Consider the following 13,146-nt stretch of genomic DNA (forward strand, 5'->3'; position numbering starts at 1 on the left):
GTGAACACGCCCGGGGGCGGCACCATCGGCGGGGCCCCGCGTCCAGGGCGTCCCGTCGAGGGAATCCCGGCCAACCAGGTGGTCGACGTCCCCACGCCCACTCCGAGACCGGCCACCCCCGAGCCGTCCACACCGGTGCCACCTGCCGGGCAGCCCGGCCCACGGGGCAACCTCGCCGCCACCGACCTGCCGGCCGACGTCAGGACCCCGGTCACCACGCGACCACCGCTGGACCGGGCACCCGTCTCCGGCGAGCCGCCGGCCGTCCGGCCGGACACCCCGGTCACGTCACCCCGACCCACCTCGACCGCGACGACCCGGCCGGACACACCCGAACAGGTTCCGGCCGACGTCGCGCCCGGCTCCCGTCCGGGCGGCACCACCGGCGACCAGCCGCCGGTCGTCGGGCAGGGCAAGCCGTCCTCGGACACCGCCCCGGTGGGCGCCTCCTCGAAGGGCGCGCCGGAACCGGGCAAGACCAACCCGGCACAGGCCAACCTCGACGCGCGGATCCGCGACCTCATCGCCGAGGGCGGCGGCGGCAAGGGGCAACCCGGGGTGTCGCAGTCCAGCCGGCCGGGCACGCTGACCGAGATGCGCGCGCTGCGCGAACGGATCCTCGCCGACAGCCCCGGCGGGCAGCCCACCGGCGGCAACGCCCTCGTCGTGCAGCGCCTGGACGACCACATCGCCGACCTGACACCGCGACGGCCCGTCGGCGGCGACGCGCAGGGCGGCGCGGGGCGGCAGTTCAGTGGTCAGCCGGGGGTCGAGACTCCGCTCAAGCAGGTCCCGGTGCCGACGAAGCCCATGTCCGGTGGTCCGCGACACACCGGGCCCGACGGCATCGACGCTCGCGCGGCCTATCCGGACCAGACGTCCGTACCCGTGGTGGGGCCGAAGGGGCCCGGCGGTCCGCGACCCGACCCGGAGGTGAAAGGTCCGGTCCCGCCACCTGCCGAGGCGCCACCCCCCAAGACCTCGGGCCGCGACCAGTACACCGGCGAGTGGGACTGGCACATCCGTCGGGACAAGTTCGGCACCGAGTTCCTGTTGTTGCAACGTGGACCGGAGCAACCGCCGGGTGTGCGTCTCGGTGGATCCAGCGGCGAGCCGCACGGCCCGGGAGGGATCGGCCGACCGCCCCGGACCGATCCGGTGGATCCACCCGACCCCGGCGCCGGGCGTCGCCTGGGCGACGGCAAGGCGGTCCGGGACGACCAGTTCGGTGTCTCGTCCAGGCCGGCCGGGAACAACCAGGTCAGCGAGTATCCCGCACAGGTCCGGGAGATCAACGGTGAGAAGTGGGTCCGTCTGCCGGACGAGGCGGTGCAGGGCCGGCCCGGTGCCGGCAACCAGCAGTCGTCGGACCGCTGGATGCGGATGCCCGACCGGGACGACCGCGTCCTGCCGGACTCCGGCGGGCGCGCCCCGGAGGGCAGTTACTACTCCTGGCAGGAGCACACCCCCGGCAAGTCCGCCGTCTCCGGACTGGACCGGGGCCGGGGGCAGATGGTCGACATCAAGAGCCGCCCCGGCTGGCAGCTCAATCCACCGGAGCCCGCACCACTCGGTGTCACCTCCCGGCCGACTCCGGGGGCGGACATGCCCGGCCCCGGAAACCGGCTCGGCGGCGGGACGACCGACCGTCTGATCAACTCGCTGAAGGACTTCGGGGGCATGTTCCGCCGGGGCGGTGACGCGCCGGCCCCACAACCGCCCTCCGTCGTCATCAAGTCGGCGGGACCGGGCGGCAACACCGGCGGCGGGGTCGCACCGGGGGGCAGGGGTACCACCCCGGACGCGCCGGCCTCCGGCGGAAGCTGGAAGGGGTACGGCGAGGGCCAGCAGCTCGGCGGTCGACCGGCCCGGCCGGACGTCGACGGCAGCCCGGTCCGGCCGGGACAACGGGGCCCGGACGGCGGCGGGACGGGACCGGGCCGAACCGGAGACGTCACCGCGCCGCCCCGGTCGACCGACACGCCGACGCCGAGGACCGACACCGGCAGCCCGCAACCGGGTCGCTCGGCCGGGGCGGAGGGCGGCGGCTCGTCGCGTACCGGTGGGTCGCAGGGCACGATGGGGATGCGGGATCCGCGCTCCGGCAGCCGTACCGAGACGGTGACCCCGGACCGGTACATCGAGCCGACGGTGGACAACCCGGCCTGGGCCACCCGTGGCGCCCGGGATGTCGGTGACACGCCCCGGGGCGTCGGGGGCGAGACCCGGGCACCAGCCGGCCAGGGTGGTCAACGTTCGCCCTCCGGTACCGAGGGCGCGCCGCCGAGCGGTGCCAAGCGTGTCCCGGACCGCATCACGACCACCGACACCCGGACGCCGGCCGGGTCGCAGCCGGGCGAGGTCTTCGGGGCGCGGTCCGGCCCGACCGCCGCGCCGGGCCCGAGGCCGGCCGGACAGCCCGTTGCGGCCCGCGACAGTCTGCACGGGCAGATGGCGGACCTCCTGGAGGGTGCGGCCAAGCGCGCAGAGGTCAAGCCCGGTGGCGGACCCAAGCCGGGTGATGACGTCAACCTGGGCACGGGGACGCGGGCGGGCGAGAGTTCCCGTACGCCGGGCGACGTCACCACGCCGCCGGGGCAGTCGCGACCGGGTGAGGCGTTCGGGCAGCGTCCGGAGTCGGGGACCCGACGGTTGGAGTCGTCGCCGGAGTCGGAGCAGGTCACGCCCGGTAAGTTGCAGAAAAACCGGCCCGTCGGTGACACGGGACGGCCGGGCGAGACCTTCGGGCAGCGTCCCGAGTCGGGCACCCGGCGGTTGGAGTCGTCGCCGGAGTCGGGATCGGCCGGGCTCGGGAAGTTGCGCAAGGACCGGCCGACGGGCGATGCGGGGCGGCCGGGCGAGGCGTTCGGGCAGCGTCCGGAGTCGGCGAACCGGCGGTTGGAGTCTCCGTCCGCTCCGGTCAAGCCCGGCACGTTGCGCAAGGACCCGCCGCCCGGTGACCCGGCACCGCGACCTGGTGAGCCGTTCGGGCAGCGCCCGGAGTCGGGCACGAAGCGTCTGGAGTCCGCTCCGGGGCCCGGAACGGGACGGACGGACGCGTCGGCAGGGTCGTCGACGCCGCGTACCGGAACGCACGAGCCGTTAACGCCGATCCGTGATGGGCAGTCTGCGCCGACGACCGGACGACCGGCCGGGCCGACACCATCCCAGGTCGCGCCGACCGAGGGCACGCCTGCCGCGACGGTGAAGCCGGAGTCGAGTCCCAGGCCCGAGCCGGGCACCAGACCTGAGTCGACGACCAGCCAGGAACCCGCAACGGCCAGTGGCAAGGCGCCCGCGCCCGGATCGGCAGCTGACCGGCGGGCGCAGGCGTGGGCGAACGCGTCGCCTGCGGAGATCGAGGTGCTGCGGGGCGGGGGCGCGGGCGCCGGGCTGCGCCCCGACCAGCGGGTGAACGTGGTGCTCAATGATCGGATCTCGGCCGAGTACGCAAAAGCGGCGCAGGACGCGTTGCGGGCCGAGCTGGCGGATCTGCGGGGCCGGGTGCGGACTCCGGGTGAGCCGATCTCGGAGTGGGTGTGGCGGGAACAGCGGATCGCGGAGATCGAGTCGAGGCTGGGCGGACGCGCTCCGGAGCCGGTGGACGTGCCGGTGCCGAAGGCGCCTGCGGGTGAGTCGCCTGCTGACCGGCGGACGCGGGCGTGGGCGAACGCGTCCCCTGCGGAGTTGACGGTGTTGCAGGGCGGGGGCGCCGGTGCCGGGCTGCGCCCCGACCAGCGGATCAACCAGGTGCTCAACGAGCGGAACTGGGCGCGGCAGGCGGCTGAGGTCGAGGCGGGTCTGCGGGCGGAGTTGGCGGACCTGCGGGCACGGGAGCAGTGGGGGCAGAACCCGTCCGAGGCGGAGCAGCGGATCCTCGATGGTGCGGGGCTGGGCGCAGGCGTGCGGCCGGATCAGCGGGTGCTGGTGGTGGAGGCGCTGCGGTCGTTCGCGCAGGGCGCCGAGACCTGGCTGGAGGGGCCGAGGGCGGCTGCGGCGGGGGCGGCGCGGACCGCCGAGTTGCGGCGGCAGGTGGAGTTGGCGCGGCAGGGCCTCAACCCGTACGGGGACGGTGGGGTCCAGGTCGTGCTGCACCGGCGTGGCAGACCGGAACTGCGGGCGCTGGAGGTCGACACGCCCGGTGCCCCCGCCACCACGCGGGTGAAGCCGGACGGGCTGGAGTGGTTGTGGCGGGATCAGCGGATCGCCGAGCTCACGTCGGCGTTGGGTGTGCGTTCCGAGGTGTCGTTGCCGAGGCCGCCTGCGGGTGAGTCCGCTGCGCAGCGCAGTACGCGGGCCTGGAAGGAGGCGTCGCCCGCCGAGTTGGAGATCCTGCGGGGTGGTGGTGCGGGGTTCGGGTTGCGGCCGGATCAGCGCGTCAACCTGGTGCTCAACGAGCGGAACTGGGCGCGGCGGGCGGCTGAGGTCGAGGCGGGTCTGCGGGCGGAGTTGGCGGATCTGCGCGGTCGGGTGCGGACGCCGGGCGAGCCGATCTCGGAGTGGGTGTGGCGGTCCCAGCGGATCGCGGAGATCAGGTCGGCGCTCGGCGAGCAACCGGTCGAGGTGTCGGTGCCCAGGTCGCCTGCGGGTGAGTCGGCTGCGGAGCGGACCGCCCGGGCGTGGGAGAACGCGACTCCCGCCGAGACCGAGATCTTGCAGGGTGGTGGTGCGGGGTTCGGGTTGCGTCCCGACCAGCGGGTGAACCTGGTGCTCAACGAGCGGGCCTGGACGCGGCCGTCCGAGCAACGGTTGCGGGCGGAGTTGGCGGACCTGCGGCGGCAGGTGCGCACGCCGGGCGAGCCGATCTCGGAGTGGGTCTGGCGCTCCCAGCGGATGTACGACATCCAGGTCGCGCTGGGTGAGCGTGCGCCGGAGCCGGCACCGGTATCCGGTGCCGGCCCCCGTCGAGTGGAGAACCCGACGCCCGCCGAGCAGGAGGTGTTGGCCGGTCGGGGTGCTGGCTTCGGGTTGCGGCCGGACCAGCGGGTGAACCTGGTGCTCAACGAGCGGGCCTGGGCGCGGCAGTCCGAGCAGCGGTTGCGGGCGGAGTTGGCGGACCTGCGGCGGCAGGTGCGCACGCCCGGTGAGCCGATCTCGGAGTGGGTGTGGCGGTCGCAGCGGATCGCCGAGATCCAGTCGACGCTGGCCGGGCGTACGCCGGAGCCGATCGTCGTACCGGTGCCGAGGCCGCCGGCGGGAACGTCGACCGCCGACCGGAGTGCGCGGGCGTGGGAGAACGCGACGCCTGCGGAGCGGGAGGTCCTGCAGGGCGGGGGTGCCGGCTTCGGGCTGCGTCCCGACCAGCGGGTCGACCTGGTGCTCAACGAGCGGGCCTGGGCACGGCAGAGCAAGGCGACCGGGGTCGAGACGCCGACGACGCTGCCGCCGGAGCTGGCCCACCTACAGGCGCGTACGCGGCGGATCACCGATCCGTCCGAAGGGGAACAGCGGATCCTCGACGGTGCGGGTCTGGGCGCGGGGTTGTCGCCGGGACATCGGGTGCTCACGGTCGAGGCGCTGCGGTCGTTCGCGCGGGGCGCCGAGACATGGATGGAGGGCCCGACGGCTGCTGCGGCCGGTGCGGCCCGCATCGCCGAGCTACGGCGGCAGGTCGAGCTGGCGAGGCAGGGCCTCAGCCCGTACGGCGACGACGGGTTCCGGGTCGTCCTGGACCAGCAGGGCCGCCCGAGCCTGCGGTCGCGCGAGACCTCTGGTACTCCCACCGGGCAGGTGGAGTGGACCGTGCCGGGGCAGGTCCGTGAGCCGGCGCCCCAGCGCCCGGAGACCGTGGTGGTCGGCGAGCACGACGCGTTGCCGCCGGTGACCGAGGAAGCGGTTCCGCCGGTGCGACCGGCCGAGAGTCCGTCGGTGATCCGCGAGCGCCCAGGCAGCGGGGAGTCGGCACCCCCGGTGCAGACGATGGAGCGTCCGCCGCTTCCGACGGTGGAGCGCCCGTCGGTGCCGGAGCGGCGGATCCTGGCGGGTCAGCGTCTCGGCGAGGGACTGTCACCGGCGCGGCGGGTGCAGACCGTCGAGGCGCTGCGATCGTTCGTGCAGCAGACGCGGACCCGCATCGACGACCTCACGGCGGCAGGCGGTCCAGCAGACCTGCGGCAGGCCACCCGGCTACGGCAGCAGGTGGAGGCGGCCGAGCAGGGCCTCAGCCCGTACGGGGATCGGGGCGTGCGGGTGGTGTCCGGCCGGGACGGCCGACCGGAACTGCTGCCCCCGCGTGAGGTACGCGGCCTGCCGCTGACCGGGGCGGAACGGAGGGTGCTTGCCGGACAGGGCGCGGGCGAGGGACTCTCGTACGACCAGCGGATCGACCTGGTGGTCGCCGAGCGCAACGCGGCCTGGCAGACCGAGCAGTTGCGGGTCGAGTTGGCGGAGCTGCGGGACCGGCAGCCGCTGCCGGACGAGCCGACGTCGGATCAGGCATGGCGGGCGCAGCACATCGCCGACCTGGAAGCCATGGTGGGCGCCTCGGCCGGTGACCGGACGGCCCCGCCGGTGCGGACGGTCGCCCCGGTACGACAGCCACCGCAGGCCGGGGTGTTGACCGAGGCCGAACAGGAGGTGCTGGCCGGGCGGGGCGAGGGCCGGGGGCTGCCGTTCGACCAGCGCATCGACCTGGTCGTCGGCGAGCGCAACTGGGCCTGGCAGACCGCGCAGGTGCAGGCGGAGTTGGCGGAGCTGCGCGCCTGGGACGCCCTGCCGGGCGGCTCGGTCTCGCAACGGATGTGGCGCGCGGACCGGATCGCCCATCTCGAAGCCGTGGTGACCGGCGAGGTCACGCACTCCCGCGACGAGCAGCCCGCGCCACCGGTGCCGGTGTCGGACGGACCCCCGTCGGTGCCGCCGGTGGTCGCCCCGTCCGCAGGAGAGCAGCGGATCCTCGACGGCGAAGGGCTCGGTGCGGGTCTGTCGCCGCTGCGGCGGCGGGACGTGGTGGAGGCACTGCGGTCGTTCGCGCAGCGCGGTCGGGCGGAGCTGGACGACCTGGTCGCCGCAGGCGCGGACGAGGCCCGGGCCGGACGGCTCCGGCAGCAGGTGGAGGCAGCCGAGCAGGGGCGCAGCCCGTACGGCGACCGTGGGGTCCGGATCGTGCTGGACCGGGACCGGCAACCGGTGCTGCTGCCCCCGCGTGAGCTGCCCGGCCCGCTGACCGAGGCCGAGTGGACGGTGCTGCGCGGCCGGGGCGAGGGCCGTGGGCTGACGTACGAGCAGCGCGTCACGCTCGTCATCCAGGAGCGGGCGGCGGCGCGGCAGGCCGAGGAGGTCCGGCAGGCCGAGGAGGTCCGGCAGCGGCGCGAGCTCGACCAGGCGTTGCGGACGTGGCAGGCCGAGCAGGAGCGGAAAGCCCGCGAGGAACAGACCGCAGTGCGCGCGGCTGCCGTCCCCGAGGGATACCAGATCCGGCACGAGCAGGCCGACACCTACCGGCTCTATCGGGGCGCGGCCCCGACGTCGGCGGAGGACGCGGGCGCACCGCTGGTGGCGGGTCGGGAGGCGTTGCGGGTCGACCGGTCGGTGACCGACATGAGGGTGGTGGGCCGGTACCTCCGTGCCCTGGACCCGGCGGTCACCCGTCGGCAGCAGGTGGAGATGCCGCGCACCGGGCGGCGGGTGACGCCGGAGAAACTGCGGTCGCTCGTGGACCGGCACCTGCCGGCGGGGGCGGTCATGGCCGTACCGGTCGGTCAGGTGACCGCCGGAACGCCGGTGCCGTTCCCCCGGCTGCCCGGCGGCGCGTCGGCGGACGACGGCTGGTATCTGGTCGACGCGGACACCACCCTGAGCGACAGGGTCCGGACCCGGCCGATGGCCGCCGGGCACACCCTGGTGGAGTACCCGAACCTGATCTGGATTCGGCCGCCCGGCGCCCCGGAGTCGGTGATCACCGGGTTCCTGGCCCGCCCCGACAACGCGAAGACGCTGGTGCTGGTCGGTGCGCCCGGGGGCAACCCACCCGGCGAGGTGTGGGACGAGCTGAGCACGTATCTGCGCGGCCTGCCGGAGCAGCGGTTGAGCCGGCTGGAGATGAAGGATCTGGTCGCCGAGCGACCCGACCGCCACCTGCCGGAGGACCGCCGGTTGGTCGAGTACCACGAGGCGGCGCGCCGGATCGGGCACAATTTCACCGGTAGGCCCACCTTGGAGGCCAAGGAGGAGCTCTGGGCGTACCTGTCGGACACGCTTAACCCGGCCGGGCCGGGACACGTGCCGGTGCCGGAATTCGATCCGACACTCAACGCCCCCGGCCGTCCTGGCACTGACAAAGGCCATGATCTGCACGGTGGCTTCGAACATCGTCGTTGGCGTCTGCTGCTCTCCGACAAGCTGGACACGTGGCAGGCCGTGGTCACCACGATGCGCCACGAGTGGGAGCACGTCGAGCAGTACTTCCTGATGGCCCGCTACCTGGCGGCCACCCACCGCACGGTGGCGGACCTGCGGCGGCACCTCGCCGTCGAGGACGACCGGGTGCTCCAGGCCGCGCTGGACGACCCGGCCGTGCCGGGCACCGACGACCACGAGTACGGCGAGCAGTTGTACCGGGGGAGGCTCGGTGCCGATCGGGGGGCGACCGAGGCGGTGGAGGCGCGTCGGCGCGAGCTGTACCGGGTGTACAAGGACACCGTGCAGCGCAAGCGGGCCAACGACGCAGACCCGGCCCGGACCCTGCGCGGTGGGGCCGAACTGGCGCTCCAGACGATCCGTGCCAACGCCGCGTACGCCGCCTCACTCGTCGAGTACGCCGCGCTGCCTCTGGAGGGCCCGGCGATCGAGCGGGAACGGCAACTGGACCGGCTGTTCGCCTGGGACACCATGCCGGACGCGGTGCCGGTCGGCGTCGCCACCGGACCTCGGCCCGGCCGTACGGCAGATCGTGCCGGCGCGGCTGGGGTCGGACCGGCACCGGACGAGTCCGCCGAGGTCACCGCCAGCCCACCCGTGCCGGCCGAAGCCGCCGTGGCGCTCGCGCCGACGGATCCGCTGCTGGACCACCGGCTTCTCGTGACCGCCGACCGCGAGCTGCACGAGGCGGTACGCGAGCTGGTCCGTGCCGACTACGGGCGGCTCTCCGGCAGGTCGGGAGAAGCCGCGCAGCAGGACGGCTGGCGGAACCTGGCGAACCTCGTCCTGCGGCACGCCGGGTTGCCCGAGCTGGGACCTGACGGCCTCCACATCGGTCAACCGGCCGAGGGACACCTGGGCGGATTCGACCGGCGGTCGTGGACGATCGGGCTCGCCGACGGCTCCGTCGAACACCTGCTCCGTACGCTGATGCACGAGCTGGTCCATGTCGAGCAGGTCACGCTCGTCGGCCGGCTGCCGGCGGGCCGCCCCGACGGCGTCGCGCTGGATTCGCTCGTCCACGACGCCCGGGTCCGTGACGAACTCTCCTCGACAGCGGTGGATGTCGGTAGCCCTGGGCACAGCATCGCCGGGCGGATGCGGCCGGAACTGGAACCGCAGGGCGAAGCTCGGGCGGCAGAGATCATCGCCGCGGTGGGTGCCGCGCAGTCCCGCATCGACGTGACGCCGACACTCCTGCACGAAGTCGACCGCCTCGGCGGGTTCAACGCCGGAGTCCGTGGCCGATTGGCGCGGGGCCACGACGGCGTGCTCCGACACTTCGCCGAGGCGATGACCCGATACCTGAACCTGCCGCTGGAGGCTCAGGCACACCTCGTGCAATTCGACTTCGACTCCGACGGTGTGGCGCGGGACTGGCGACGGGAACCGCAGGCACAGGTGCTTCCACTCCCGGGGTACGTCGTCGAGGCGATCGTGGCGGGCAGCGTCGTCCGTCCGCAGGGCGTCGTGGTGACACCGCCACCTCGGCTCGCCCATCCCGACCGTCCACAGGTGCTGATCCACCTGACCGACCTCGGCGACGCCGAGCAGGTGCTGCCCGAGCTGGCGTCGTCGCTGCCCGCCCACGCGTTGGTGGAACTGCACGGCGCGCCGGGAGGCCGGCTGTTCACCGTCGAGGAGTTGGCGGTGCTCTCCTCGGCGCTCGACGACGGCCAGCGGCTGATCGTCGCCCCGGACCTGGTGGCACCCGCCGGTGAGTTCGCCCGTCACCTGCTGCCGTTCTCCCGGACGCACGCGCCGACCCTGGCCCCGTTCGCCGCCTACTACCTGCTCCACCCGAGTTCGCGGCCACCGTTCCTGCCGATGCCCTTCCCGTACCTCATGCGGAATGTGGGCGTCGGGACCTTCGAGCTGTATCCGGGTTGGCATGTGGTCGCGGTGGGCGACCGGGCCTGGATCGGCCCGGCCGACGGGCAGCCCGACCTGACCGGCGTGCCACACGCGCGCGTGGTGATCGGCAGCCCCGGCCAGGAGACGCCGTGGGCGGTGGTCAGCGCAGGACTCTGGCTGGCCCGGATCCTGGCCGGTCAGGTCGGGGCCACCGTCGACGAGGGCTTCGTCCACGTGTTCCGACCGGCGATCGCACCCGCCGACACTCCGGCGGCCGTCACCGACGACGTGCTCCACGCGGTCGAGGACCGCGACCGTGAGCTGGTACGCCTCGCCTTCGGCGCGGAGTACGTCCCGGCATCCGGGAGAGCCGTCGGGGTCCCGCACCTCGACAGGAACCCGTTCAGGCTGGTGGAGTCCGCCGACTACGAGCTGTACTACGTGGTGGACGCCCTGCTCCACCTGGCCGGCGTCGGACCGGTCGCTCCGCTCGTGGCACCGTCGCGCGCGGTCGACGCGCTGACCGGGTTGGCGGACCGGCTGGGCCTGAGCGATCCGGCCGAACCCGATTCCGGCGCGCTCGCCGCCCGGCGTGCCCTGCTGGCAGCGGGACGACTGGCGGCCGTCGCGTACGGTCCGGGTGGCCTGACCATGCCGAGACTGCGTGCGGCGTGGCACGTGCACACGACGGCGGGAGATCCGACGCATCCTGCCGTCACCCGGGCGAGGACGCTGGTCGAGCGGGTCGTTCCCGCACGCCACGTCCAGGACCTGGACCGGGAGCTTCCGCTGCTCGTGATGCGGGTGCTGGAGCCGGTGGCGATGTCGGACGGTTCCCGGTCGGCGCTCGGCCCGTCCTACGATCGGTCGGGCGAGTGGCTGATCCGGATACTCCAAGGTACGAGGGCGACCGATGACGGGGCGGCGACCCTCTGGTGGCCCGGTGCGGACCTGAGCCACGTACCCCTCAAGGTCTGGGCGGCACTGCCCATGCTTGCCGAGATCGACGACGTCCTGGTGGTGGGTTACCAGGCAGGCCCGGACGGGCTGCCGCTGCTCGACGGCCGACCCGCCGCCGACCACCAGGTCCTCGGTGGTGCCGCCCTGCTGGCCCAGCTCGGTGACACGTTGCGTACCGAGCTGAACGGCGGTGACCCGAGCCGGCAGCGGGTCTTCCTGACGCCGCTCGTCGACGATCCGGCGGTCGAGGAGTCGCTCGACGGGCTGCGGACCGACCTCGCCGCGCTGGACAAGCGGCTGGGCTGGGGAGTGCGGCTGGCGGCGTCGGTGTCGACCGGGATGGACGAGACGGATTCGGCCGGCGGCGATCCGGACGACATGGAGATCACCGCGAGCCCGCCCGATCCGGCGGAGGAGCCGGTGCGGGTCGGGTCGTGGCCGCCCGTCCTCCTGTCGTCCCAGGCGTTCCCGCTGCTGCACGAGCAGGTGGCCATCGTGTCGCCCGAGTCGTCACCGTCCGGTTCGCGCGTGACCTCGCGGGCGGTGTCTCGGGCCGTGTCGCCGTCCGGCTCGCGGGCCGTGTCGCCGTCCGGCTCGCGGACCGTCCCCGCGTCCGTGAGCGCGACGGAGGCACCGGATGAGCCGGTCGCGCGGGCGATGGTGGCCCTGGTCGACGCGTATGCGCCGGGGCGTGCGGAGCACGACTGGGAGGTGACCGCGCCACAACCCGGCGGACCGGTGCCACGTGGCCCGCTGGCCGACCTCTTCACCGTCGAGGCGCTGTCCGGTTGGCCGGCTGGTGTGCTGCGCGCCGGGGTCGTCCTGCGTCCGGTCGGCAGCACCGGGGACCGGCGGTTCCGGTTGGTGGTCCGGGCCGAGACGGCGGGTTCCTACCGGCACCTGGAATCGGATGGGGACGTTCACCGGTACGGAGTGCCACTGCTGGTGACGGTGCGGCTGGAACACACCGGCCCGGTGCCGGTCGGGCCGCTGCTCGAGTCCGCGTCCGAGTTGCCGCAGTCGCGGGCGGTGCTGCTCGATCAACGGGTCGCGGTGACGGACGAGGTGCTGCGGCAGCCGGGAGTGCGGATCCGGCGCGGCGGCGTGGAGCAGGTGGCGGCGCTGCCCGGCGGTCCGGACGAGACACTGGAAGCGCTCAGGCTCGCAGCGCTGCGGGTGCCCGAAGGAGCCGCGCTGCCCGGGCAGGTCGTGGTGGCCGGGATCGCGGCATCGGTGCGGGTGTTGCAGGACGCGGTGGTGGCCGAGCTGACCTCGGGCCGGTGGGCGGAGAGCTGGTCGGCGCGGACCCGCGCCGGTGTGCGGTCCCGTTCGGTGCTCGCCGATCCGGTCACGTTGGACGGGCTGTCCCACGCCCTGTCCGAGCCGGGGTTGGTCGACGCGCTGCGCGGGCAGCCGGTGGCGGTGGGCCCGCTGTCGGTCGGGCTGGCGGCGTTCGACGGGGTCCGGCTGGGTCAGGTGACCCGAGCGGGTGCTCCGGAGGTACGCGTCCGGGCGGGCCTGCTGGTGCAGGTGGCGCTGCGGGAGACGGTTCGACCTCCGGCGGGTCCGGCCGGGTCGCCACCGCCTTTGGCGTTCCGCCTGGACGGGGCGGTGGAGCTGTCGATGCCGCCGGAGTTGGCGGATCAGATCCTCGATGTGCGTACGCCGCCGTACGAGGCCGAGGCGCCCCCGGCGTATCAGCGGGCCGCGGCGTCGGCGTGGGGTGTGAGCGACGAACAACAGCGGCTGCTGACCGACGTGTTGGGCGGGCCGGGAGCCTGGGACCGGCTCCTGGAGAGTCAGCCGTTCGGGTTCGACGGCCCGGCGTTCTGGCGTCTGGCGGGGCTGCTGGAGGTGATCGACGAGAGCGGTCGGGTCCGGGATCGGTCGCGGTTGGCCGGGCTGGCGCGATGGGTGCAGGTCATCGAACGGGTGCCGGACCCGTCCGAGGTCGAGGCGTTGGCCGTGGGGGCG

Annotated in this window: 1 protein-coding gene (only partly in view); it reads left to right on the forward strand. The window is 74.2% G+C overall.

Features of this window, described 5'->3' with window-relative positions; translation table 11 throughout:
* Positions 1 to 13,146: the start of a hypothetical protein gene (locus EYA84_RS00580; protein WP_131051001.1), read on the forward strand. Its footprint extends 36,699 nt past the window's final position; 13,146 of the gene's 49,845 nt are visible here — the first part of the coding sequence; its start codon is at positions 1 to 3; the stop codon falls past the right edge of the window.

This window comes from Verrucosispora sp. SN26_14.1 (genome assembly GCF_004307965.1).
Lineage (GTDB): Bacteria > Actinomycetota > Actinomycetes > Mycobacteriales > Micromonosporaceae > Micromonospora.